The organism is Clostridium sp. ZBS2 (genome assembly GCF_023845855.1).
GTDB classification, from domain to species: Bacteria; Bacillota; Clostridia; order Clostridiales; family Clostridiaceae; genus Clostridium; species Clostridium aquiflavi.
Map to the genome: position 1 here is coordinate 264,820 of NZ_JAMQIF010000019.1, position 26,955 is coordinate 291,774.

The following is a 26,955-nucleotide window of genomic DNA, read 5'->3' on the forward strand; positions in this document are numbered from 1 at the left end:
TAAATTTTAAGCTATATTTTAAAACCATGTTGATATTGTAGTATAAAGCTCATGGACAGAGGAATTTACTTTAAGAATACTAAAATATCAACAGGCGCTTAAAGCATAGCAAATTTTAAATGGGGGAATAGATATGGTAAAACAAAAAGTATTGGATTTTGCTAATCATATAAGTATGAAAAAAAGAGGTTCAAAAGCTGCAATTACACCAGAAGACCCAGAATATAAAATTTTAGAACCAGTTGTTACGGATGAAATGGCAGAAGTAGGACTTTGTCTTGAATTACGTAAAAAGAAGAGTGCTGAAGAAGTGGCTGCTTTGTGTGGTAAATCTGTAGAAGAAACAGCAAAGCTATTATTAGATTTAGCTTTTGCAGGTGCTTGCTTTGTAAATGAAATAGATGGGGTTGATAAATTTTGGTTTGATCTTTGGGTTCCAGGGCAAATGGAAATGATAGTTAACCACCCTAGTAGGGAAAGTATTGAAAATTATAAGCAAATTGCAGAGGCTTTTGAAGGGTATGGAAGAAAAAAAGCTTATATAACAGCAGGTGTTTTTTCAGTAGGAACAGGTCCTATGCGTGTTATTCCTATAGAAACAGCTATTCAAGGTGAGACTAGAAGAGCATCATATGAAGAAATTTCTAAATATCTTAATGAAAACACTGTTTTCTCTGTTTCAGATTGTTCTTGTCGTACATCAAGAGAAGCTATGGGAGAAGGATGCGGTCATTTAAAGGAAGATATGTGTATTCAACTTGGACATGCTGCGGAATATTATATACGCACAGGAAGAGGTAGAAAAATTACTCGTGAAGAAGCTTTTGAGATTATTAAAAGAGCTGAAGAAAACGGTTTAATGCATCAAATACCAAATGCAGATGGCCCAGGGCATACTCATGCTATATGTAACTGTTGTGGATGTTCATGTTACGCTACAAGAATTGCTGGAATGTTCCAAAATAATGATATGGTGCGTTCAAATTATGTTTCGAGAATAGATAAAGATAAATGTGTTGCTTGTGGAGAATGCGTTCAAGTTTGCCCAGTTAATGCATTGAAATTGGGTCAAAAATTATGTACTAAAACACCGATTGTTGAGAAGAAGAGAGAAGATTTTGCTCACAATACAGAGTGGGGTGATGACAAATGGAATGTTGATTATCGTATCAATAGAGAAAATGTTGTTGAGACTGGTACAAGTCCATGTAAAACAAATTGTCCAGCTCATATTTCTGTTCAAGGTTATATTAAGTTAGCGTCTCAAGGTAGATATAAAGAAGCACTTGAACTTATAAAACATGAAAATCCATTTCCAGCAGTATGTGGACGTATTTGCCCAAGAAAATGTGAATCTGATTGTACTAGAGGAGATATTGATGAGCCAGTTGCTATTGATGAAATTAAGAAATTTATTGCTGAACAAGATTTAAATATGGAAAATCGTTATGTGCCAAAATTAAGACATGAATATGGTAATAAAATTGCTATTGTTGGCGCTGGTCCGTCGGGTCTATCTTGTGCTTTTTACTTAGCACTTGATGGTTACAAGGTAACTGTATTTGAAAAGCAAAAAGCGCTTGGTGGTATGTTGACACTTGGAATTCCATCTTATAGATTAGAAAAAGATGTTATAAATGCAGAAATTGAAATTTTGAGAGAATTGGGAGTGGAATTTAAAGTTGGTGTTGAAGTTGGTAAAGATGTAAGTCTTAAATATTTAAGAGACCAAGGATACGAGGCATTCTATCTTGCAATCGGTGCTCAGACAGGTAGAAAACTTGGTGTTGAGGGCGAAGATTCAGAAGGTGTTATTACAGGTGTTGATTTTTTACGTAATGTAAATCTAGGCAATGAAGTAAAACTTGAAGGAAATGTAGTTGTAATTGGTGGTGGAAATGTTGCAATTGACGTTGCAAGGACAGCTACAAGAGTTGGTGCTTCAAAAGTTAATATGTTCTGTCTAGAAAGTAGAAAAGAAATGCCGGCACTTGATGAAGAAATTGAAGAAGCAATGGAAGAAGATATCGAGGTTAACAATTCTTGGGGTCCAAAAAGAATTATTAAAGAAAATGGAAAAGTTATAGGAATAGAATTCAAAAAATGTCTTTCAGTTTTCGATAAGAGTGGAAAATTTAGTCCTGTATTTGATGAAAATGAAACAAAGATTGTTAACACAAATCATGTTCTGATTTCAGTAGGTCAAGGAATAGATTGGGGCAATTTGCTAGAAAATAGTAAAGTAGAATTAAATCCAAACAGGACAATTAAAGCAGATTCATTTACTTTACAAACAAAAGAACCAGATGTATTTGCAGGTGGAGATGCTTTGACTGGCCCTAAATTTGCTATAGATGCTATTGCTTTAGGTAAAGAAGGTGCAATATCAATTCACCGTTATGTTCATCCTGGACAAAGCTTAGTTTATGGACGTGATAGAAGAGTGTATCATGCATTGGATAAAGAAAACTTAACTTTAGAAGGTTATGATCATATTAAGAGACAAAAAATAGATCATATAGAAGGTGCTAAATCAAAAGAAACATTTAGAGATTTACGTCCTACATTTACAGAAGAGCAAGTGAAGAAGGAAACAGAACGTTGTCTTGGTTGTGGAGCTACAACTGTAGATGAATATCAATGTATAGGTTGTGGTGCATGTACAACTAGATGTAAATTTGATGCTATTACACTTTACAGAAAATATGATGCACAAAGCGTAACACTTAAAGAGCTTAAACCTAAAGTTATTAAAAATGTAATTAAGCGTAAATTAGTAATTAAAGCTAGAAGAATTAAAAAGAGTCTCAAAAGAAATTCTTAATTAGAAAAAAGTAAGGTGGAATAGCAAAACATTGTACAAAAAAATACAGTGGGGAACACAAAATTCCATTTAGATTTTTAATATAGGGAAGTAGAGGTGGTTTTAGTTGCATGAATTAGGAGTGGTGTTTGAAGTTGTTAAGACTGTTAAAAATTTCGCAGAAAAAAATAGATTGACCAAAATAGAAACAGTAGTGCTTCAAATTGGTGAACTTTCATCTATGATTCCAAAATATATTGAAGCTTGTTATCCAGCAGCAGTTGATGGTACCTTATTACAAAATACAAAATTAAGAATTGAGATATTACCAGGTAATGGTATGTGTAAAAAGTGTAATACAGTTTTTAATATTATTCAAAATAATGGTGAATGCTCAAACTGTGGAGATAAACACTGGGAATTATTATGCGGAAAAGAGTTTATGATTAAGGAAATCATCGCTTGTTAAAACTGCTTTACCATCTTAACATTTATGGAATTATTTATAAAACAAAGAAATGGAGAAAATAGGAATGAACAAGAAGTTAAAAAGAATTATAGCTGCATTAACTATATCTGCATTAGCAGTAGGTGGAATAGGGTGCTCTAGTAATCAAATAGATAAAGTGGAAAAATCAAATACTGAAGCTCATACAAGTGATTTTGAAGCAGTAAAATTTGTATATTCAGATGGTGCTAAGGATTATGATGTAACAGTAAAATCACCAAGACAAAAGGCAGTTACATTATCTCAATTTATGACAGAAATGTTATTAGTATTAGGTTTAGAGGATAAAATGATAGGGACAGCACTTTTAGATAATCCTATATTACCTGAATTTGAAGAAGCCTATAATAAAATACCAGTACTTAAAATTGGAGAAGGTCATTCTGTATCTAAAGAAGGATTTATGGCTACAGGTGCAGACTTTGTAAGTGGATGGGATTCATCTATAAGTGAACAAACTACAGGATCACCAGATGAACTTATATCAAAAGATATAACTCCATTTATGGCTAAGTCTTATAGAGCAGATTCTACAGTAGAAACTGTTTATGAAGATTTTGAGCTATTGGGGAAAATATTTGGAGTACAAGACAAAGCTAAAGAAGTAATAGCTAAAATGAAAAGTGATATAAAAGCTGTAACTGATAAAGTAGGAGATATAAAACAAGAAGATAGAGTAAAAATGATGGTATATGATTCTGGCGAAAATGATGCAATGGTAGTTGGATCAGGTCTTGCTAACAACTTAATAGAACTTGCAGGTGGAAATAATGTATTTTCTAAAAATGCGACTAAGCCTTATATAAATGTTTCGTGGGAAAGCATAGTTGCAGAGAATCCAGAAGTTATATTAGTAACTGATTTCATGGCAGGAAACCCAGTACAAGAGAAAATAGATTTCTTAAAAGCTCATCCTGCGCTTAAAGATGTACCTGCTATAAAAAATAATAAAATATATGTTGTAGGATTAGCTGATTTATCTCCAGGTATTAGAAATCCGAAGCTTATCGAGCAAATGTACAGATATTTTTTTGGACAAAATAAGTAATGCAGGTAGCTTTAGAAGATAAAAAAAGCCTTTCTAAAAAGAAAGGTTTTTTATTTTGGGTTATAGCTTTAACTGCAATATTAGCAGGTGCAGCAGTTGGAGCAATAGCAATAGGTAGTACATATATAGAACCTGGAGAAGTATATAAAGTACTGCTTAGTAAATTAACAAATGGTATAGTTTATAGTGATATTGGAACTATAATGACACAAAATATAATATGGGAAATAAGATTCCCTAGAGTATTACTTGGAGCTATATGTGGAGCAGGACTTGCAATTTGTGGAGTTCTTATGCAATGTGTCACTAAAAATCCAATAGCTGAACCATATATATTGGGTATATCATCAGGGGCATCTTGTGGTGCTGTTTTTGTTATAGTTTTAGGTGGTATGTCATTACTTGGAATAAATAGTATTAGAGCAGGAGCCTTTTTAGGTTCTCTTATATCAGGAATGTTAGTTTTTGCTATAGGCACTCAAATGGGAAAAGCAACATCTACAACAAGATTAGTATTATCAGGGATGGCAATATCAACAATTTTCTCGGCACTTACTAACTTAATTATATATTCAGCAGAAAATTCAAATCAAGCAAAGAGTGCTTTATTTTGGACTGTTGGTAGCTTAGGGGGAGCGAAGTGGGATGTGTTATTATTCCCATTTATTATTTTAGTTGTAGTTATGATAATAGCGTTAATGATATCTAAATCACTAGATATATTACTTCTTGGTGATGACAGTGCAATAATACTTGGAATAAATATAAAGCTTATAAAATCTATAATTTTAATATTAGCGACACTGCTTACATCATCATTAGTTTCTATAACTGGAGCAATAGGATTTATAGGACTTGTAGTGCCGCATATATGTAGAACTATAGTAGGAAGTGATCATAAAAAACTTATAATACTTTCATCATTAATAGGTGCTATATTTTTAATAACAGTAGATATTATAGCTAGAGGGCTTTTCCCACCAATAGAAATACCTATAGGAATAATAACTTCATTAGTTGGAGGTCCATTTTTCTTATACTTAATTTCTAAGAAAAACTATTCGTTTGGAGGAAAAGAGTAATGTTTAAAGTACAGGTTAGAAATTTAAGGTTTAATATAGAGAAAAAAGAAATATTAAAAGACATATCTTTTGAGATTAAAAAAGGTTCATTTGTAGGAATTATAGGTCCTAATGGTTCAGGAAAATCTACAGTACTTAAAAATATATACAGACTCTATAAACCATCAAGTGGAAGTGTATTATTAGATAATAAAGAATTAGATAAGATGAAACATAAAGATTGTGCAAAAGAAATTGCAGTTTTAGCTCAAGAAAGTAATACTCACTTTGATTTTACTGTTGAGCAAATAGTAAAGATGGGAAGATATCCATATAAATCTGTTTTTGAAGATTACTCTAAAGATGATTTACAGATGGTTCGAGAAATGCTAAAAAAGGTAGGCTTAGAAAGCTATAGTAAGAGGAGTTTTTCTCATTTATCAGGTGGAGAGAAACAAAGAACATTAATAGCAAGGGCTTTAGTTCAAAATACTAAATTTTTAATATTAGATGAACCAACAAATCATTTAGATATAGGATATCAGATACAAATTATGGACTTAGTTAAAAGTCTTAATATAACTACGTTAGCAGCTATACATGATATGAATCTAGCATCTATGTATTGTGATTATTTAATTGTAATGAAAGATGGAAGGATAAAGAATTTTGGAACAGTAGAAGAAGTGATAAATTCTGAAATGTTAAAAGACGTGTTTGGTGTAAACGCATATGTGGGAGTTAACCCTGTAAATAAAAAATTACAAGTATCATTTATGCACACACATGAACATATTAAAGGACTTGGAATAGATCATATACATGAAGATGGATTTACAGGAGTGCATACTCATTAAAGTTCAACAGATATTTTATAGAATTAGATACAATTGATTTATTTGGTGATGGATTTTAAAGGTCATGATGGCATCAAACAAGAAACCCACGATTAATTATGATATGCTTCCTTTATAGTAGACAGTTAAAATAATAAAACTGTTTTTATAAAGGGTGCAGTTCATTAAACTTAGCCGTGGGTTTTTACATTTAAATTTTATTATGTCAATTATACTGATTCTGATGTTTTGAATTTAACTTCCTCTAAATCATTATTATTTTCAGAGAAATTTAAATTAACATCATCTAAAGAAATAACTTTAGTTTTATGTTTAATTTTATAACCTATATACAATGCAAGAAATAGGGGAATTCCTATATAAGATGCAATTAAACCTTGCCAATCAATTCCATCGGGTTTTATACATGAGTAGCCTTGTCCCAACATTATGATTGTACACATTATTAAAGCTAATATAGGTCCAAATGGATATAATATAGCTTTGTATTTTAAACTTTTTAAATCCTTACCTTGGTGAATAAATGCTTTTCTAAATCTATAGTGACATATGGCTATACCTACCCAAGCTATAAATCCAGCAAGACCAGATGCAGCAACAAGCCAAACATAAACGGTACTTTCAGCAAATATACCAGTTAAAAAACAAGCTGAAGCAATTAATGTAGTTAAAAGTACAGCATTTACAGGTACTCCTTTTTTATTGGTTTTAGCAAATATTTTAGGGGCCATACCCTCTTTAGCCATGGAAAAAAGCATTCTACTTGATGCATACATGCCAGAGTTACCAGCAGATAATACAGAAGTTAATATAACTGCATTCATTAAGGAAGCTGCTCCTGCTATACCAGCTCTTTCAAATACCATTGTAAAGGGACTTGTATCAAGTCCTGCACTAGTAAATGGTATTATAGCACCTAAGACAATTATTGTTCCTAAGTAAAATATTAATATTCTCCAAAATATTGAATGTATAGCTTTGGGTATAGTTTTTTCAGGATTTTCACTTTCACCAGCAGCAACTCCTATAAGTTCAGTTCCTTGAAAAGAAAAACCTGCAATTAAGAATATAGAAAATATAGACTTAATACCTCCATGAAATGGACCATCAGCTATAGTATAGTTATGAAATCCTATTTCATTTCCACCCATTATACCTAAAATCATTAAAACACCTATTACTAAAAATATAAGAACTGTAACTACTTTAACTCCAGCAAACCAAAATTCTGATTCACCATATGCTTTTGATGATAAAATGTTTAAACCTACTATTATTGTTAAAAATAATATACTCCAGAATAATGCATTTACATTTGGAAACCAATACTTCATAATTAAAGAACCGGCAACCATTTCTGCTGCTATTGTTATAGCCCAGTTGTACCAATAGTTCCATCCAAGGGCAAATCCAAGTGCTGGATCAATAAATTTATTAGCATAGGAACTAAAAGAGCCAGCAATTGGCATATAAGTTGCCATTTCTCCCAAGCTAGTTATTAAAAAGTATACCATGATGCCAACTAATCCATAAGCTACCAATGCACCGCCGGGTCCAGCTACATGTAAGGTATCACCCATTGCAAGAAATATACCAGTACCAATAGAACCACCTATTGCTATCATGTTTAAGTGTCTTGCTTTTAAACTTCTTTTTAATTCATTTTTTTCTTCACTCATTTTTTTATCCTCCTTATGGTTTAAATTTCCATAAGTAAGTAACTAAGATAATATAAAGATTTAGGCACATGAAAAAATAATAGACCAATGCCGCACCATTATTCCTGCACTGCGTTTGGAAAGGGTGCATGGCTAAAAAATCGACGTTTCCACAGTGGCCTTGGCGATTTTTTTATGTGCTTTAAACAATAAAAAATGCCATGAGCATATACTCATGACATAAATACGAAAGTTGTATATTTAAATAAATATTACAATATCGTAAATTTCCATTGAAAATAGCTCTCCACAAAATAATTTGTGACAGTCTTATATATATTTTACATAAGACCAGTAAATAGCATGAAAGCAATCAACTATTTACTTCGGCGAAAGTTCCTTTCGTATTACTTCATTGAGCTTACCTCCATAATACTACTATTAAATTTCGCGCCTCTATCTAAGTTATTTACTTTTTAATTCATACATAATTATGGCGTAAAATTATAAATAAGTCAATAAAAAATAATGTATTTACATTATATAATAATATTGAGAGATTTTTCTTCTTAGTTATATGAATTCTATGTGGTGCAATTTAGTTATTAGAGTTGATACATAAAAATAATGTAATATGGAAAAAGTATTGTTGTTGTAATTGAAATAAAACAACAGTTTAGAAAATATGAAAGAAAATATTTAACAAATTTAAAATAAGGAGGAAAAAAATGAAGTCAAGCGTAAAATCAACAAAAAAATTAACCTTGGTACCTTTGATATTAATGATTTTTACATCTGTTTATGGATTTAACAATATTCCAAGATCATTTTACAAGATGGGTTATGCAGCTATTCCTTGGTACATTTTTTCAGGAATAACCTTTTTTGTTCCGTTTGCATTAATGGTAGCTGAATTTGGTTCTGCTTTTAAGGATGAAAAAGGTGGAATCTATTCATGGATGAAGAAATCCATTGGACCAAGATTCGCATTCATAGGAACATTTATGTGGTATTTTTCTTATGTAACTTGGATGGTTAACGTTGCATCTGGTATGTGGATTCCAGTATCAAATGCTATATTCGGAAAAGATACAACACAAAGCTGGGCTTTATTTGGTATTCAAGGACCACAAGTTTTGGGAGTTTTAGGAATTATATGGATACTAGTAGTAACTTATACATCAACCAAAGGGATGGATAAGATAAAGAAAGTAACATCATTAGGTGGAACAGCAGTTTTATTATTGAATATATTCCTTTGGACTGGTGCTATAGCAGTATTTTTAGGGAACCATGGAAATTTAGCTGAGCCAATTGAAGGAGTTAAATCATTTACACAAACGCCAAATCCTAAATATATTGGAGATATAATTGCTTCGTTAGCATTTGTAGTATATGCTCTATTCGCTTATGGAGGAATAGAGGCTGTGGGTGGATTAGTTGATCAAACTGAAAAGCCAGAAAAAATTTTTCCCAAAGGAATTCTTATTTCAGCAGCTATAATCTCAGTAGGATATTCATTAGGAATACTGTTCATTGGTGTATTTACTAATTGGGAAAGTGTAATGGGGATTAAGGAAGTTAATCTGGGAAATGCAAGTTATATAGTTATGTCTAATCTGGGATATTCACTTGGTACAGCTTTTGGAGCAAGCGAGAACATGGCTATAGTTTTAGGTAAGGGGGTTGCAAGATATGTTGGACTTTCAATGTTTCTAGCATTATCCGGCGCATTTTTTACACTTATGTATTCACCATTAAAGCAGATAATTGAAGGCACACCTACTAAATTATGGCCTGGAAAAATTGGAGAAACTAAACACGGATTGCCTATTAATGCTATGTGGATTCAAGCTACCATAGTTTGTGTAATGATAGGATTGGTAGCTTTTGGAGGAAGCTCAATGGCTGCATTCTTCAATATACTTGTTTCCATGACTAACGTAGCTATGACACTGCCATATGTGTTCATAGCTCTTGCATTCCCGTATTTTAAGAAGAAAACAGAAATCAATAAACCATTCGTAGTGTTCAAAACTCAAGGAATTGCAAATTTTTGGACTTGTATAGTTGTTTTAACAGTAGGACTCGCTAATTTATTTTGTATAATACAGCCAGCTATAGAAGGGGATATGCAAACAACAATTTGGAGTGTAGCTGGCCCCTTAATCTTCTCAGTAGTTGCGTGGTTAATGTATGGCAGCTATGAAAAGAAAAATAAAGATGATTTTTTAGAATAAACTATAAAATCCGCGGTAATGTTTTGATTATATTATCGTGGATTTTTATAGCTAAACTAATAATTAAACTATTTTCTCAATTTTAACATTTAAATTATATTTAGAAAAAAATCTATACTTTTACTTACAAATTATAGACTTTTGTTCTTTAATATAATGATTTATCTTATTATCTACAACTCTAAGATATGAATTAAAATTTTCTATTTCACTTTCTATATATTTTTTATGTCTTAAAAGTATATCTTCACGCTTACAAATGGTTTCAGGACCTTCTATGCATAAATCAACGTATTCTTTGATTTTAGCTATTGGCATATTAGTATTTTTTAAACAACATATTATATTAAGCCATTCCAAGTCCTTATCACTAAAAATTCTATTACCCTGTTTATTACGTTCAATAAATGGAAGTAAACCTTCTTTTTCATAATAGCGAAGAGTATGAACTGATAAGTTATATTTTTCAGCTACTTCTTTAATAGTATATGGCATTATGTTACCTCATAAAAATAAGTGATATTATATTATACCAATTAGAGTCAACTCTAAGTAAAGAAAAAGTTAGAAAAAATAATTATTAGAAATTATCTATTGACTTAGAGTTAACTCTAAGTTTTATACTAATCAACATAGCAAGCATTACTGCTTTAAAACTTAAAAAAATTAGGAGGCATTAGTATGTCATTGAATATTTTAAATAGAATTAATGAGCCAAAAGACTTAAAAGGACTTAATAATGAGGAATTAAAATTATTATCTAATGAAATAAGAGAAATTTTAATAACAAGAGTAAGTAAGACTGGTGGACACTTTGGATCAAACTTAGGTATGGTTGAAGCAACAATAGCACTTCATTGTGTATTTAATTCACCAATAGATAAGATTGTTTATGATGTTTCACATCAATCATATACACATAAAATTTTAACTGGAAGAAAAAATGCATTTACAAATCCAGATGAATATAAAAGTGTTACAGGATATACTTCACAAAATGAAAGTGAATATGATTTCTTTACAGTGGGGCATACATCAACTTCAATTAGTTTAGCGTGTGGATTGGCAAAAGCACGTGATGTAAAGGGAAATACGGAAAATATTATAGCTGTTATAGGTGATGGATCTTTAAGTGGGGGAGAAGCTTATGAAGGCTTAAATAATGCATCTGCATCAGGAAAAAATATAATAATACTTGTAAATGATAATGATATGTCTATAGCAGAAAATTATGGTGGACTTTATCAAAATTTAGCTTTACTTCGTAAAACTAATGGAAAAGCAGAAAATAATTTTTTTAAATCTTTAGGATTTGATTATCATTATGTTAAAGATGGAAATGATATTGAATCATTAATTGAAACATTTTCAAAAGTTAAAGATATAGATCATCCAGTTGTAGTTCATATGCATACAGTTAAAGGAAAAGGATATGAAGATGCAATGCAAAACAAAGAAGCTTTTCATTGGGTAATGCCATTTGACTTAAAAACCAAAGAATCTTTAGTGAAAAGTGCTAGTGAGACATATGGAAATATTGCAGGAGAAATTTTATCACAAAAAGCAAGAAAAGATAGCAGTATTGTAGCAATAACAGCTGCTACCCCAGCTTCAGTAGGTTTAAGTTCATTTAGACATGAATTTAAAGATCAATTTATAGATGTTGGAATAGCAGAGGAACATGCTATAGCACTGGCATCAGGAATAGCATCACAAGGAGGCAAGCCAGTTGCATCTTTTGTAAGTTCATTTATCCAAAGAACTTATGATCAATTATCTCAAGATCTTGCTATAAATAATAATTCGGCACTTATTATGGTTCATGGTGGAGGCATAAGTGGTGGAGATGTAACACATCTTGGAATATTTGATATACCATTAATATCTAATATTCCTAATATAGTATATCTTGCACCAACAAACAAAGAAGAATATATTGCAATGATGGAATGGGGAATAGAACAAGATAAATATCCAGTAGCAATACGTGTTCCAAATATGACTGTAGTATCAAGCGGAGTTAAAATTGAACCTAACTTTGATAAGTTAAACACTTATAAGAAGGTTAAAGATGGAAATGAAGTAGCAATCATTGCTCTTGGAAGTTTCTATGATCTTGGAGAAAAGGTACAAAAGAGATTAAAAGAATCAACAGGAATAAATGCTACATTAATTAATCCTAGATTCATAAGTGGAATAGATAAAGATCTATTAAATGAATTATTAGATAATCATAAGCTAGTAATAACATTAGAAGATGGAATACTTGATGGGGGATTTGGAGAAAAAATTTCAAGGTTCTATGGAGATAAAGAAATGAAAGTACTAAACTTTGGTGCTTCAAAAGAATTTACTGACAGTGTACCATTAGAAGAGCTATATGAACGTTATCACCTAACTGAAGAGATAATAATATCAGATATACAGAAGACTCTTAAATAGACTTAAATTTAGAAGACAATTTTAATATAGTAAGAAAAATTTTAATTATTATATAATTTTATGCAGAATACATGATACTATATATTAAGGATAATAAACTATATTGAGAATGGAGTGATTCTAATGATAAAACTTATAGCATCAGATATGGATGGTACTTTATTAAATAATAACCATGATATAGATGAAGAAACAGTTGATGCAATTAGAAAAGCAGAAGAGGCTGGAATAATATTTACAATATCTACAGGTAGAGAGTACGATAGTGTTAAAGGCATATTAGATAAGCATAATATAAAATGTCAATGTATTCTTTCTAATGGAGCAGAGTATAGAGATGAAGATGGTAATATTTTAAAGGTAATAAATATAAACGAAAAGTATGTAAAACAAATAATAGAGATATTAGATGAAAATAAATTACCAGCGCGTATATTTACGGATAAAGGTGTATTTACTACATCTACAAGAGAAGAGGCACTTCAAGAGGTTGTGTTTAGAACTTTGACTTTTAATCCTAACTTAACAGAAGATGAAGCTAGAAAAATGGCAGAAAAAGAAGGATTTTTTACAAGTTTAAAATATATTGAAGATGTAGAAAAATTTTTTAAAGATGGAATAGAAGTAAGAAAATTTGTAGCATTTCATAAAGATGTAGAGCTAATAGATAAAATGAAAAAGACTATTGGAAAGCTTGAAGGACTCGCAATATCATCATCATTTGATGACAATATAGAAATAACTGATTTAAATGCTCAAAAAGGAATCATTTTAGAACAAGTAGCTAAAAAAATGGATATAGACATAAAGAATGTTATGATTCTTGGAGATAGTTTTAATGACTACTCAATGTTTGAAATATTTGAAGAAAGTGTTGCTATGAAAAATGCAATACCAGAAGTTAAGGATATAGCTAAATACATAACAGATAGTAATGATAATTTTGGTGTTGCAAAAGCTATTCACAATGTTCTTAATAATGAAATGGATAATATGATTAAATAGATTTGATTTAGGGTCTGTATCAAAATGAATTTGATGCAGATCTTCTTATATTAATAATTTAACTTAAATAAGAAGAATGGTATGAATTACAAACAAAAGTGTAATGATTATAATAATAAATGTTTTATGTAATCAAGCTAGAGTATAATATACTTTACATAAAAGTATTAACTTAAAATATAATTGAAGAGGTAAAAACATGCAAGTAAATTTAAGTGATGTAATAGAGGCAATAGAATTTGAAGGAGAATTATTGAGTCATTATTACAATAAAAAAACAGGTGTAATTATATATTTAGAAGATGAAAGTACTTCAAATTATAAAGCAGATGATATTAACAATCTTGAAAATTTTGAGGAGTGGGAAAGGGAATTAATAATCTGTTTGCATGATTTAAAGGAAAACTTTGAAGACTATATTCAATTACCAAATGAAGATGAGATAAATGAATATGGAATGATGATAGATTTTTGTAAGTCTTTAGATGATGAAAACTTTAAAGATAAGAAATTAGAAGAATTACAAGAAAAATATTCATTACGTAAACTAAGAGAATATATTGAAAATATTGAACATCTTAGTGAATGGTATGATTATAGAGAAAATACTGAATACAAATTAGCTATTGATTGGTGTGAAAAAAATAATATAGAATATATTTAAATGTATATAATAAATAGATTTTTAATAAAGCTTATTTAGATAAATTGTATGTTAAGTGGAAACTTTAAATCACATGATAATACTTTCGTAATGTTATCATAAGGTTTATTTATAGAAAGTATTAGAAACTAATATAGTTTATTATAAAAATACATATAATAAGATTAAATTTTTAAATAATAAAGTAGTAGAGGTGTATAAATATGTGTGGATTTTTTGAAAGATCAAAGGAAATTGAAGAAGAAATAATAAAAAATAGAAGGTTTTTACATGAAAATGCGGAACTTGGAAATGAATTACCTATAACTAAAGAATATGTAATAGAAAAACTTAAAGAAATAGGATGTAGTCCAGAAGAAATATGCAAGAGTGGAATAGTGGCAACAATAGGAGGAAAAAGAAACGGAAAAGTAATATTGTTAAGAGCTGATATGGATGCTTTGCCAATGAAAGAAGAAAGTGGATTAAAATTTTCTTCAAAGACACAATGTGCTCATACTTGTGGTCATGACACCCATACAGCAATGTTATTAGGTGCTGCCAAGTTATTAAAGGAAAAAGAAGATGAACTAGAAGGAACAGTTAAACTTATGTTTCAACCAGACGAAGAAGGTCTGGGAGGAGCAAAAGCAATGATAGATGCAGGAGTATTAGAAAGTCCTAAAGTAGATAGTGCATTTGGAATGCATATATTATCTAAAATTATGCCAACAGGATATTTAGCTTATAGCACAGGATATTGTGCAGCTTCTTCAGATATTTTTAAGATTTTTATTAAAGGGCAAGGTGGACATGGGGCTATGCCAAATCAAACAATAGACCCTATAAATGTAGGTGTACATATACATTTAGCATTACAGGAATTAATAAGTAGAGAAAGCGATCCAAATGATATGGCTGTAATTACTATTGGAACATTTAATTCAGGAGATAGTGCTAATATTATACCAGAAGAAGCTACTTTAACTGGTACTATGAGAAGTTTTTCAAAGAAAAATAGAAAAAAATTACTTGAAAGATTGAATGAAGTAGTAGATTTTACTGCTAAAACTTTTAAGGCAGAAGCTAAACTAGAGATTATTGATTCTACACCTGCTTTATATTGTGAACCTAAAATATCTGAGGAATTTGGTGAATATTTAAAAAAAGAATTAGGCAACAATATATCTAAAATAGATATAAATTTAGGTGGTTCTGAAGATTTCTCTCAAATATTAGATAAAGTACCTGGAACTATGGTTATTTTAGGAGGGGGTAGTGAACAAGAAGGATTTAAGTATGGTCAACATAACCCGAAGGTTATATTTAATGAAGATTGTTTACACGTAGGTGCAGCTGTTTATGCACATAGTGCATTTGAATGGTTAAAGAATAATAAATAGATATAAAAAAAGATATAGAAAAGATATTAAAACTTATAAATAAAAAGAGATCAGGATACTAAATTATACTGGTCTTTTTTTAAGTTAAAAAATTAAACTTTAATACTGATTTAAATTTAAAATACTTCTTAAAAGTATTGGAAATTGATACTTTTGTTAATATTTGTAATATATTTTGTGCAAGGTAATTAAATAGATAATAAGCTTTTATATAAATAAAAACATAAAGTATAAATATTGTACTAGACAGTTTTGTTACTAATTTTTTTATATGTATACTACTAGGAAGAAATAAAAATTAGTAAGTCAGTGATTTCATAGTATATACTTGCCTCTCTTAGGTTATAAAATAATAATGAAGGTTTAAAAGTGATTTCTATAATAATATACAAAGAAATCATATATTTTAAAATATTTAAGGATGGTGAGTTAATGAAGAATACATCTAATAAGCATTGGACGTTCATATCTATAATTATGCTAATGCTGATATTAGTAACTGTTTCTATTGGAATAATTTTCAAGGGAAATAATGAATCAAAAGCGATTTTTTCAGCAGCAGATAGTAAGAATGATATTATTCCAAGACCTCTAAATTATAAAAAAGGTGACGGAAATTTTATACTTACAAAAGATACTTCAATTTATGTAAAAGGAAATACTAAAGAAGAAACAGAAGAGATTAGTAAAATTGCAGAGTTTATAAGAGGAAAATTAAAGGCTTCAACTGGATTTGAATTAAATATTATTAAAGGAAAAGAAGGTAAATCAGGTAGTATTTATTTAACTACTATAGGATCAGAAGAAAATCAAGGTAATGAAGGTTATGAAATGGTAACTACACCTAAAAATGTTAAAATTTTAGCATATAAGGCAGAAGGTATTTCAAGAGGAGTTCAAACATTAAGACAATTATTGCCACCAGACATTGAAAAAAATACTATAGCTACTGATGTAGAATGGAGTGTTCCAGCTTCAATAATAGACGATAAACCTGAATACAATTATAGAGGAATAATGATTGATGTGGCTAGGCACTTTTTTACTATAGATGAAGTTAAACGTCAGATAGATTATGCAGCTCAATACAAAATAAATAGAGTTCATTTACATCTTAGTGATGATCAAGGATGGCGTCTAGAAATAAAAAAATATCCTGACTTAACTACAATCGGTGGAAGTACAGAAGTTGGTGGAGGAAAAGGTGGATATTATAAACAAGAAGAGTTTAAAGATTTAGTTAAATATGCAGCAGAAAGATATGTAGAAATAATTCCTGAATTTGATATGCCAGGCCATAGCAATGCTGCATTAGCTTCTTATGGATTTTTAAATAAAAATGGTAAAAAGAAGCCTTTATATACAGGAACTGAGGTGGGTTTCAGTTCTCTTATGACAGACAGTGAAAAAACATATGAATTTATAGATAATGTAATTAAAGAAGTTTCAGAAATATCACCTTCAAAATATATTCATATAGGTGGAGATGAGGCTAATAGTACTAAAAAAGAAGATTATGATTATTTTGTAGGTAGAGTATCTAAAATAGTTGAAAAGTATGGGAAAACTCCAATAGGTTGGGATCCTATTGATACATCTCCAGAAATAAATTCAAGTTTAATATTACAAAATTGGAAAGATTCAAATGAAGCAGCTAGGAAAAAAGAAATGAAAATGATTGTTTCAATTGCACAAAAAGCTTATTTGGATATGAAATATGATGATAGTACGCCATATGGATTAACATGGGCAGGTTACATTCCAGTAGAAACCGCATATCAATGGGATCCTACTGATTATGCACCAAAGGAATTGGTTTTAGGTATAGAAGCACCATTATGGACAGAGACAATTACTAATACAAAAGCTATGGATTATATGATATATCCAAGGTTACTAGGTTATGCTGAGATAGGATGGACACAAAAAGAAAATAGAGATTGGAATCAGTATAAGAGCAGATTGGAGAAACAGGGGGAAAGAATGAAAAATCAAGGTATAAATTATTATAAAGATAGTAACATATGGGGGAGATAAAAAGAGCAATTAATAGCTATCTCTGATACTGAAGTTAATAAAATTATTTATTTATAAATATGTTGCCTATTATCATTTTATCGTGATATAATGTGGTAATAGGTATTTGCTTTAAATTGTTATAATTTTAACATTGTAGTCTAGTCTTTGTATTGTAAATTAAAGAATAACTAAATCATTCATATTTTATAAACTTAAAAATTAGGAGAGAATATATATGAAAGAATTTAGTATTAGTACAAATGTTTATTTTGGAAAAGGTTCTTTAAGTAGATTAAGTGAAATAAAAAATAAAAGAGTATTGATTGTATGTGATAAATTCATAGAATCTTCAGGAATGGCTGCAAAAGTACAGGAAAAGTTAGTTGATTGTCAGGTAACAATATTTAGTGATATAATACCTGATCCTCCAGTAGAAATCATTGCTGCTGGAATTCAAACATTACAAGTTTGTAATGCACAAATTATGATAGCCCTTGGTGGTGGCTCATCAATTGATGCGGCTAAGGCAATAAGAGAGTATTCAAAACAAATTTTAGGATCAGTCAATGAAATAGAAGAATGTTTTGCAATACCAACTACAAGCGGTACAGGATCTGAAGTAACTGAATATGCAGTAATAACTAACAAGCAAGAAGGATTAAAATATGCGTTAGCAGATAAAGCACTTCTTCCTATGGTAGCAATACTTGATCCTGAACTTGTAACTTCTGTACCTCCAGTTATTACAGCAGATACAGGAATGGATGTAATTACCCATGCTATTGAAGCTTATGTTTCAAAAAATGCTAATGATTTTTCAGATGCTTTGGCGGAAAAAGCGATTTCTTTAGCTTTTAGATTTTTACCAGAAGCTTTTTCTAATGGTGGTAATCTTTTAGCAAGGGAAAAAATCCATAATGCATCTTGCTTAGCAGGTATGGCGTTTAATTCAGCAGGACTTGGTATTACTCATAGTTTAGCACATGCATTAGGTGGTAAACTACATATATCTCATGGAAGAAGTAATGCAATACTACTGCCTCATATAATAGAATATAATGCTAAACTTAATAACAATTTTTATAATAAAGAGTATGAAGTAGCTGCTAAAAAATATCAAAGAATTGCTAAAATATTAAATTTACATGCATCTACTGTAAATATTGGAGTTAATAATCTAATTAGACATATTGTTGAGTTACAAAAAAAATTAATGATTCCTACTACATTAAAAGAACAGGGAGCTGACATAAGTTTATTAGATCAAGTTAAGGAAGATATTTTAAATGCCGCTATGAAGGATATTTGTACAACTGCAAATCCTAGAGAAGCAACAAAAGAAGATTTATTAAATATTTTAGATAAAGTTACAGGAAACAAGTAGTTTAATGAAAACCACTCAAAAATGAGTGGTTTTTTTATTACATTAGTTCATTTTTTTGAAATTAGATATAAATTTGTAATATTAGGTTTAATTATTTATAATATTAAGAATGTGAATGAATTATTTACTTATTGAATATTATCTTACAATTATATAAAATAATATAAGAAAAGCTTATATTCGGTTGTATTATAGTTAAATTTTAGTATGAAAATAAGTGGGGGTATTTTATGAGAGAAAATAAATTGTATTGTATAGGACAAGTTGAGAAAATCTGCAATTTATCTAAAAAAGCACTTAGATATTATGACAAAAAAGGAATACTAAGCCCTGATAAAGTATCTGCTGAAAATGGTTATAGATATTATAGCAAAAAAACGTTACTATCTGTACCAATGATAAAATATTATAAGCAGAGTGGATTTAAACTTGAAGAAATGAAGGAATTTCTTGAAGGAACAAATTATTCGATTTTTGAAAAAAGCTTTGGTCAAAAAATTGATGAACTTAAAGAAATAGAAAATGAAATTAATTTAAAACTTAAATCAATAAAAGACTGGTATGATCTTATAATTGAGGCACAGATGGTAATTGAAAATGATATCAAAGATATATCTATAAAATATGTTGAAGCTCGTACAATGGTTTATTTAAATCAAGATTTTGATTATGACTATATGGATTCCATAATAAACATAGAGTTTACTAATTACATAGAAAGTATAGATAATGCTATAACAGGTCCTGTGATAATAGAATTTCCTTCATTCGAGGAAAAAATTAATGGCAATTGCAATAAAATGAAGATAATGCAGGAAACAATTCTAAAATGCAAGGAGAATGAAACTACTAGATTTGGAGGATTTATGGTTGCTTCTTGTTATCATATAGGAACACATGAGACTATTGATGAAACATATAAAAAGATAAAAGTGTGGGCAGGTAAGAATGGTTATAAATGTGAAGAAAAATCATATGAAAGATATGTTACAGATTATTGGACAACTAAAAATAGTGATAAATTTGTAACAGAAATAATGGTTAAAGTTAATAGAAAAAAGAAATAACCACTAAATGAAAACGTTGCCCTAAGGGGGAATGTATAAGAGATAGATAAGTGTATTTTAAACAAGAATTCTTTTTTTTAGAATAAAAGAATTCTTGTTTTTAGTTTAAGTACATAATATTTATTTAAACTAATGTGATAATATTTTTAGATTTGCTTATAGTAAAACATTGATTAAACCTAGCGTATAGATAATTTTTAACTTCCTAAATAATGTTATATAATTCTAATTTGTATAAATTTATAAATTAAAAATAATTTGTAAATTCATATATAAAATATTCTATTGACTTTCCCCTAGGGGGTAAGGACTATAATTTAATTAATGATAAAAATACTTACAAAGATATAAAAAATGAAAAGTTATTCTGTAATTTCAAAATCAGATAATAGATGTTAATAAAATTATAACAATTGTGAATCCTATGAGACTGTATTTGAATAAAATTCTAAATGGCTCTTGTAAACCTTTACTAGATATCTTATTGTTTACTTAGCTTCAAATATAGTCAGTATAAATTTTTATTTAACAATATATTTTTAACAATATATTTAATGTTTATGAATGAAAGGGGTTTTAGTTTATGAGTGAAATGTCAGGTGTAGATAATTTGTCTGCAATTGCTGCTAAAAAGAAGTTATCATCTAACTTTCTTAAAAAAGGTATTTCAATTGCTTTATTTTCAGGATTAATGTATGGATTTTATTCAGCATTTTTAACACTTGGTATGACTAAGGGAGTTTGGGCAGATTGGTATGGAGAAAACACAGCGGGTTTATCATTGCTTGTTATTACTTACTTACTAGGTGCACTTGGTAGTGCGGTAAATGATACATGTAGTGCCGTTTGGGCTATACTTTATGCAATAGTAAAAGGGAAAATTGGAGATTTCTTTAGATGTATTAAAACTACTCCGGGTGGAGTAATGATTTTGGCAGCTCTTATAGGTGGTCCTATTGCAAGCACAGCTTATGTTGTTGGTCTTCAAATGGCAGGTTCAATTGTTATTCCGATTACTGCTCTTTGTCCAGCTATTGGTGCTATTTTAGGTAGGGTTTTATTTAAACAAGAATTAAATAAACGTATGATGCTTGGTATAGGTATTTGTGTTTTATCTAGTTTTATGATTGGTAGTACAAGTATTGGGGGAGATGCTCCAGAAGGGATGTTTTTAGGTATTTGTATAGCATTTATCGCTGCTCTAGGATGGGGATTTGAAGGCTGCGTAGCTGGTTATGGTACATCCATGATTGATTCAGAGATTGGTATTACTATACGTCAAGCAACATCAGGTCTTTCAAACTTAATAATTTTAGTACCTATATTTGGTATTATTTTTGGCGGAAGTGTTGGTTTTTCAGCTAATTTAGTTGGTAAAGCATTTACAAGCGGACCTGCTATGATTTGCTTTGCTTTAAGTGGTCTTTTCGCATTCGTTTCTTATATGTGTTGGTATAACGGTAATAGTATGTGTGGTGCTGCACTTGGCATGGCATGTAATGGTACATTCTCATTCTGGGGTCCATTCTGTTGCTGGATTGTACTTGGAGTATTTTGCAAAATAGATGGATGGGCATTACCTCCTATAGTTTGGATTGCAGCTGTGTTAATGGTATTTGGAATATTAACAATAGCTATGAACCCATTAGATTTATTTAGAAAAAAGGGGGAAGCTAAGTAATGAAACCACTTAATTATGCAATTCTAAAATATTTCACTAAAGTTAAAGAAGCGTGTACTGATGATGTTATAGATGCATTAAAAGATGAGTATGGCAATTTTAAAGCTCTTAACAAGAAAGATGTATTAACAGCATTAATGACAGCTGAAGCTAATGGACTTCTTGAAGAAACAAGATTTGATTTGGACAATGATGGTGAATTAAGGGTTTATTATCATGCACACAAAGAAGGAGCAGAAACAATTAATAAATATATTAAAGGTTAATAACAAGGAAGGGAGGTATTCTAAATGAGATATTATGGTGAAGAAGCTTTAGGTCTTGTAGAAACATTAGGAATGGTTCCAGCAATTGAAGCGGCAGACAAAATGTTAAAGGCTGCAAATGTGGAGTTGATTTCATATGAAAATGTAGGATCAACCCTTGTTACAATAATGATTAAGGGTGATGTAGCAGCAGTTACATCAGCTGTAGAAGCAGGTGCTGAAGCTGCTGCTGCTATAGGTAAATTAACAGCAAAAAATGTTATGCCACGTCCTATTAGAGAAGTTGGAGATATTGTTTCTGTACATGATGTTGATTCATAAAAACAAGGAAGAGAGAGGATATAGAGATGGCAAGATATCAAGCTTTAGGATTAATTGAAACTTTTGGTCTAGTTTTTGTTTTAGAAGCAGCCGATGCTATGTGTAAGGCAGCAGATGTTGAACTTATAGGCTATGAAAATGTTGCATCAGGTTACATTTCTGTATTGGTTCGTGGAGATGTAGGAGCCTGTAAAGCGGCAGTAGAAGCTGGCGTAAAAGCTGTTAATGATATGGAAAATGGTAATGTTTATAGCTCAGTTGTTATTGCAAGTCCACATCAGGATCTTGAAAAGATTATTGCGCGTTATAAGATTGAAAATTTACTTCCATAAAGGTGAAGACTTATGCATATTAAGTAGAATATGTTGGAATTAAAAAAATATTTCTAATGAAAAGGAGAGAAGAAAATGAGTACTATTGATAATGATTTACTCTCCATACAAGAATCACGAATTCTTGTTGAAAATGCTCGAGAAGCACAAAGAAAATTAGCAACATTCTCACAGGAAAAGCTTGATGAGATCGTTGAACGGATGATAGAGGAAATTAAAAAGCATATTTCAGAACTTGCTAAGATGTCTAGTGATGAAACAGATTATGGTAAATGGGAAGATAAATGTATAAAAAATCGTTTTGTTTGCAAGTATTTGTTTAATAGATTAAAGGGCATGAAATGTGTAGGTATAATTAATGAAGATAAAGAGAATAAGACTATGGATGTAGGTGTACCTATGGGTGTAATCATAGCATTTTGCCCATCAACTAGTCCTGTCTCTACTACAATATATAAAGCATTAATTGCAATTAAATCAGGAAATGCTATTATATTTTCTCCTCATCCAAGAGCGAAAAATACTATGAGTAAAACTCTTGATATTTTAATTAGAGCTGCTGAAGGATATGGTTTACCAGAAGGAGCACTTGCATATCTCCATAATGTAACACCTAGTGGAACTGCTGAATTAATGAATCATAGAGATACTTCTTTAATAATGAACACAGGAGTTCCAGGTTTGTTAAAGGAATCATATAAATCAGGCAAACCAGTAATTTATGGTGGTACAGGTAATGGACCTGCTTTTATAGAACGTACAGCTGATATAAGACAAGCTGTAAAAGATATTATTGATAGTAAGATATTTGACAATGGTGTGGTTTCTGCAGCTGAACAGTCGATAGTTGTAGATAGTCCAATTGCATCTGAAGTGAAAAAAGAGTTACAAAAAAATGGAGCTTACTTTATGGATGCAAATGAATCTGAAAAGCTTGGATCTATCTTTTATCATACAGATGGAAGCGTTGATTTTGAAGTGGTTGGCAAATCGCCTCAATACTTAGCTAAAAGAGCAGGATTTATTGTATCAAATGATGTAAAGGTTTTGATTTCAGAACAAAAATATGTGTCAAAAGGCAATCCTTATTCTAGAGAAAAGCTTTGTCCAGTTTTATCTTACTATATTGAGGATGATTGGATGCATGCTTGTGAAAAGTGTATTGAATTGTTACTTAGTGAAAGACATGGACATACACTAATAATTCATTCAAAAGATGAAGAAGTGATTCGTCAATTCGCTTTAAAAAAACCAGTTGGTAGAGTACTTGTAAATACTCCAGGTTCTTTTGGAAGTATGGGAGCGACAACTAATTTGTTTCCTTCAATGACGTTAGGAAGTGGATCAGCAGGTCATGGAATGACATCCGATAACGTTTCTCCGATGAACTTAATATATATTCGTAAGGTTGGATATGGAGTACGTAAAACAAATGAGATTATTGATTCAGTGTTATCAGATAAAGGTTTATGTGATAACATTGAAAAAAAATCAGAAGTATGTGACATAGATAACGTAGAATTTCTACAAAATATCTTAAAAGAAGTTATTAAAGACTTAAAATAAACTAAACAATCAGGCTATAAGTCTGAAATATATTTAAAGAATGAGAGGTAAAAAATTGGATATTCGTGAATTTTCAAACAAATTTGTAGAAGCCACTCAAAACATGTCTGCTGAAGAACGTGAATGTTTAATGAAGATATTTGAGGGTGTTTCAAAAGAAATCACAAAAGAAGAACCTGTTTTAGAACATGTAGTATGTACTGAAGGCGATAAAATTCCAGATGGAATAACACAACGTTTATTAAAATTAAAAGAAAATTATTTGAAACAAGTTCCATCAATAACTACTTATCGTGCTAGGGCAATTACTAAAATAGCTAAAGAAAATCCAGGCATGCCTAAGATTTTATTACGTGCTAAATGTTTTAAATATTGCTGTGAAACTGCACCATTAGTAATTCAAGATAATGAATTGATTGTAGGAGCTCCTTGTGGTGCACCTCGTGCTGGCGCTTTTTCTCCAGATATTGCATGGAGATGGATGGTTGATGAAATAGATACTATAGGTACAAGAGCGCAAGATCCATTCTATATTTCTGAAGAAGATAAGAAGATTATGCGTGAAGAATTGTTCCCATATTGGGCAGGTAAATCTGTTGATGAATATTGTGAAAATCAATATCGTGAAGCAGGAGTATGGGAGCTTTCAGGAGAGTCATTTGTTTCAGATTGTTCATATCATGCTATTAATGGTGGAGGAGATTCAAATCCAGGATATGATGTAATTCTAATGAAAAAGGGTATGCTAGATATTCAATTAGAAGCAAAAGAACATCTTGAAAAACTTGATTATGAAAATCCAGAACATATAGAAAAAATCTATTTCTATAAAGCAATTATTGATACTACTGAAGGTGTTATGATTTATGCTAAGCGTTTATCTAAATATGCTGCTGAATTAGCCGAAAAAGAAACAAATCCTAAGCGTAAAGCAGAATTACAAAAAATATCTGAAATTAATGCAAGAGTACCAGCACATAAACCAAGTACATTCTGGGAAGCGATTCAAGCTGTTTGGACTATTGAATCTTTACTAGTAGTTGAAGAAAATCAAACAGGTATGTCTATAGGACGTGTTGACCAATACATGTATGAATATTATAAAAATGATATTGAAAGTGGTCGTATGAATGATTTTGAGGCATTTGAATTATCAGGATGTATGCTTATTAAAATGTCTGAAATGATGTGGATTACAAGTGAAGGTGGTTCTAAATTCTTCGCAGGTTATCAACCATTTGTCAATATGTGTGTTGGTGGTGTTGATAGACAAGGACGAGATGCTACAAATGAATTGACTTATCTGCTTATGGATGCAGTTCGTCATGTTAAAATTTATCAACCATCATTAGCTTGTCGTATTCATAACCAATCACCACAAAAGTACCTTAAGAAAATTGTGGATGTAATTCGTGCAGGTATGGGATTCCCAGCTTGTCACTTTGATGATGTGCATATAAAAATGATGCTTGCTAAAGGTGTTTCTATAGAGGATGCAAGAGATTACTGCTTAATGGGATGTGTTGAACCTCAAAAATCAGGAAGATTATATCAATGGACATCTACAGCATATACTCAATGGCCTATATGTATAGAACTTGTACTTAACAATGGTATTCCTCTTTGGTATGAAAAACAAGTTTGCCCTAATATGGGAGATATAAATAGTTTTAAAAATTATGAGGAATTTGAAAGTGCTGTTAAGGAACAAATAAAATACATTACTAAGTGGACAAGTGTTGCTACTGTAATTTCACAACGTGTTCATAAAGAACTTGCACCAAAACCTCTTATGTCTATTATGTATGAAGGTTGTATGGATAATGGTAGAGGTGTTGAAGCTGGCGGAGCTATGTATAACTTTGGGCCGGGAGTAATATGGAGTGGACTTGCAACTTATACAGATTCTATGGCAGCTATTAAAAAGTTAGTATTTGAAGAAAAGAAATATACATTGCAAGAATTAAATGAAGCATTAAAAGCTGATTTTGTTGGATATGAAAAACTTAGAAAAGATTGTTTAGAGGCACCTAAGTATGGTAATGATGATGATTATGCAGATTATATTGCTGCTGATTTAATCAATTTTACAGAACTAGAACATCGTAAATTTAAGACATTATATTCAGTACTTAGTCATGGTACTTTATCAATATCTAATAACACTCCATTTGGTCAGTTAACTGGAGCAACAGCAAACGGACGTAGAGCATGGATGCCGTTATCTGATGGTATAAGTCCATCACAAGGATCTGACTATAAGGGCCCTACTGCAATTATAAAATCAGTTTCTAAAATGTCTTGTGACAGTATGAATATAGGTATGGTTCATAACTTTAAGCTTATATCTGGATTATTAGATACCAAAGAAGGAGAAGATGGCATTATTACTTTATTGCGTAGTGCATGTGTTCTTGGTCTTGGTGAAGTTCAGTTTAACTACCTAGATAATGATACGTTAATTGAAGCGCAAAAACATCCAGAACAATATCGTGATTTAATTGTACGTGTTGCTGGATATAGTGCATTCTTCGTTGAATTATGCAAAGATGTTCAAGATGAAATTATTAGTAGAACTATGCTTACACACTTTTAAAATGCTGTAAATTGTTTTACAAATTGCAGATAGTAAAGAAGTATATTTTGACATT

The 26,955-nt window shown here is 30.5% G+C and carries 21 protein-coding genes and 1 riboswitch; of the genes, 19 read left to right on the forward strand and 2 right to left on the reverse strand.

Annotated features, from left to right (window positions below; all coding sequences use genetic code 11):
* Window positions 1-133 precede the first annotated feature (133 nt).
* The 5 genes from NG918_RS12440 to NG918_RS12460 all read left to right on the forward strand — a co-directional run bounded on the left by NG918_RS12440 (window position 134) and on the right by NG918_RS12460 (window position 6,277).
* Window positions 134-2,824: an FAD-dependent oxidoreductase gene (locus NG918_RS12440; RefSeq protein ID WP_252214318.1), complete on the forward strand. Its 2,691-nt coding sequence runs from the start codon at window positions 134-136 to the stop codon at window positions 2,822-2,824.
* 106 nt (window positions 2,825-2,930) lie between these two features.
* Window positions 2,931-3,272: a hydrogenase maturation nickel metallochaperone HypA gene (locus tag NG918_RS12445; RefSeq protein WP_252214316.1), complete on the forward strand. Its 342-nt coding sequence runs from the start codon at window positions 2,931-2,933 to the stop codon at window positions 3,270-3,272.
* Between the two features lie 64 nt (window positions 3,273-3,336).
* Window positions 3,337-4,359, forward strand: coding sequence for an ABC transporter substrate-binding protein (locus tag NG918_RS12450; RefSeq protein ID WP_252214314.1), 1,023 nt, complete (start codon window positions 3,337-3,339; stop codon window positions 4,357-4,359).
* Window positions 4,359-5,441, forward strand: coding sequence for a FecCD family ABC transporter permease (locus tag NG918_RS12455; RefSeq protein ID WP_252214312.1), 1,083 nt, complete (start codon window positions 4,359-4,361; stop codon window positions 5,439-5,441). Before NG918_RS12450 ends, NG918_RS12455 begins: the two co-directional genes overlap by 1 nt.
* Window positions 5,441-6,277 carry an ABC transporter ATP-binding protein gene (locus NG918_RS12460; protein ID WP_252214310.1) on the forward strand — a complete coding sequence of 279 codons (837 nt, stop codon included), beginning with the start codon at window positions 5,441-5,443 and terminating at the stop codon, window positions 6,275-6,277. Before NG918_RS12455 ends, NG918_RS12460 begins: the two co-directional genes overlap by 1 nt.
* 209 nt (window positions 6,278-6,486) lie before the next feature.
* Here NG918_RS12460 and NG918_RS12465 read toward each other — a convergent pair whose 3' ends face one another.
* Window positions 6,487-7,956, reverse strand: coding sequence for an amino acid permease (locus NG918_RS12465; protein WP_252214308.1), 1,470 nt, complete (start codon window positions 7,954-7,956; stop codon window positions 6,487-6,489).
* A 271-nt stretch (window positions 7,957-8,227) separates the two neighbouring features.
* Window positions 8,228-8,402, reverse strand: a riboswitch (Lysine riboswitch).
* A 261-nt stretch (window positions 8,403-8,663) separates the two neighbouring features.
* Here NG918_RS12465 and yjeM point away from each other — a divergent pair.
* Entirely contained in the window at window positions 8,664-10,175 is a 1,512-nt protein-coding gene (yjeM, locus tag NG918_RS12470; protein WP_252214306.1) for a glutamate/gamma-aminobutyrate family transporter YjeM, read from the forward strand.
* Between the two features lie 120 nt (window positions 10,176-10,295).
* Here the strand turns inward: yjeM and NG918_RS12475 are convergent, their stop codons facing one another.
* The gene (locus tag NG918_RS12475; protein WP_252214304.1) at window positions 10,296-10,670 is read right to left on the reverse strand and encodes a MerR family transcriptional regulator; all 375 of its coding nucleotides are present in this window, start codon (window positions 10,668-10,670) and stop codon (window positions 10,296-10,298) included.
* A 186-nt stretch (window positions 10,671-10,856) separates the two neighbouring features.
* On the opposite strand from NG918_RS12475, the gene NG918_RS12480 reads away from it, so the two are divergent.
* From NG918_RS12480 to cutC, 13 genes are all read left to right on the forward strand, one after another.
* Entirely contained in the window at window positions 10,857-12,617 is a 1,761-nt protein-coding gene (locus NG918_RS12480) for a 1-deoxy-D-xylulose-5-phosphate synthase (RefSeq protein WP_252214302.1), read from the forward strand.
* 123 nt (window positions 12,618-12,740) lie between these two features.
* Window positions 12,741-13,622: a Cof-type HAD-IIB family hydrolase gene (locus tag NG918_RS12485; RefSeq protein WP_252214300.1), complete on the forward strand. Its 882-nt coding sequence runs from the start codon at window positions 12,741-12,743 to the stop codon at window positions 13,620-13,622.
* A 199-nt stretch (window positions 13,623-13,821) separates the two neighbouring features.
* Window positions 13,822-14,286: a UPF0158 family protein gene (locus tag NG918_RS12490; protein ID WP_252214298.1), complete on the forward strand. Its 465-nt coding sequence runs from the start codon at window positions 13,822-13,824 to the stop codon at window positions 14,284-14,286.
* Between the two features lie 203 nt (window positions 14,287-14,489).
* Window positions 14,490-15,668 carry a M20 metallopeptidase family protein gene (locus tag NG918_RS12495; protein ID WP_252214296.1) on the forward strand — a complete coding sequence of 393 codons (1,179 nt, stop codon included), beginning with the start codon at window positions 14,490-14,492 and terminating at the stop codon, window positions 15,666-15,668.
* Between the two features lie 432 nt (window positions 15,669-16,100).
* Window positions 16,101-17,705, forward strand: a complete 1,605-nt coding sequence (locus NG918_RS12500) for a beta-N-acetylhexosaminidase (protein WP_252226455.1) — start codon at window positions 16,101-16,103, stop codon at window positions 17,703-17,705.
* A 217-nt stretch (window positions 17,706-17,922) separates the two neighbouring features.
* Complete coding sequence (locus NG918_RS12505; protein ID WP_252214290.1) at window positions 17,923-19,071, forward strand: 1-propanol dehydrogenase PduQ; 1,149 nt, start codon at window positions 17,923-17,925, stop codon at window positions 19,069-19,071.
* A 230-nt stretch (window positions 19,072-19,301) separates the two neighbouring features.
* A complete protein-coding gene (locus NG918_RS12510) occupies window positions 19,302-20,138 on the forward strand; it encodes a MerR family transcriptional regulator (protein WP_252214288.1) in 837 nt (278 codons plus the stop codon).
* Window positions 20,139-20,721: 583 nt separating this feature from the next.
* Window positions 20,722-21,819, forward strand: a complete 1,098-nt coding sequence (locus NG918_RS12515) for a DMT family transporter (protein ID WP_252214286.1) — start codon at window positions 20,722-20,724, stop codon at window positions 21,817-21,819.
* The gene (locus NG918_RS12520) at window positions 21,819-22,085 is read left to right on the forward strand and encodes a hypothetical protein (RefSeq protein ID WP_252214284.1); all 267 of its coding nucleotides are present in this window, start codon (window positions 21,819-21,821) and stop codon (window positions 22,083-22,085) included. The genes NG918_RS12515 and NG918_RS12520 overlap by 1 nt, the downstream gene beginning before the upstream one ends.
* Before the next feature lie 24 nt (window positions 22,086-22,109).
* Entirely contained in the window at window positions 22,110-22,406 is a 297-nt protein-coding gene (locus NG918_RS12525) for a BMC domain-containing protein (protein WP_003373634.1), read from the forward strand.
* 26 nt (window positions 22,407-22,432) lie between these two features.
* Entirely contained in the window at window positions 22,433-22,738 is a 306-nt protein-coding gene (locus tag NG918_RS12530) for a BMC domain-containing protein (RefSeq protein WP_252214282.1), read from the forward strand.
* Between the two features lie 75 nt (window positions 22,739-22,813).
* Entirely contained in the window at window positions 22,814-24,304 is a 1,491-nt protein-coding gene (locus tag NG918_RS12535) for an aldehyde dehydrogenase family protein (protein ID WP_252214280.1), read from the forward strand.
* Window positions 24,305-24,359: 55 nt separating this feature from the next.
* The gene (cutC, locus tag NG918_RS12540; RefSeq protein ID WP_252214279.1) at window positions 24,360-26,900 is read left to right on the forward strand and encodes a choline trimethylamine-lyase; all 2,541 of its coding nucleotides are present in this window, start codon (window positions 24,360-24,362) and stop codon (window positions 26,898-26,900) included.
* Window positions 26,901-26,955: the final 55 nt, after the last annotated feature.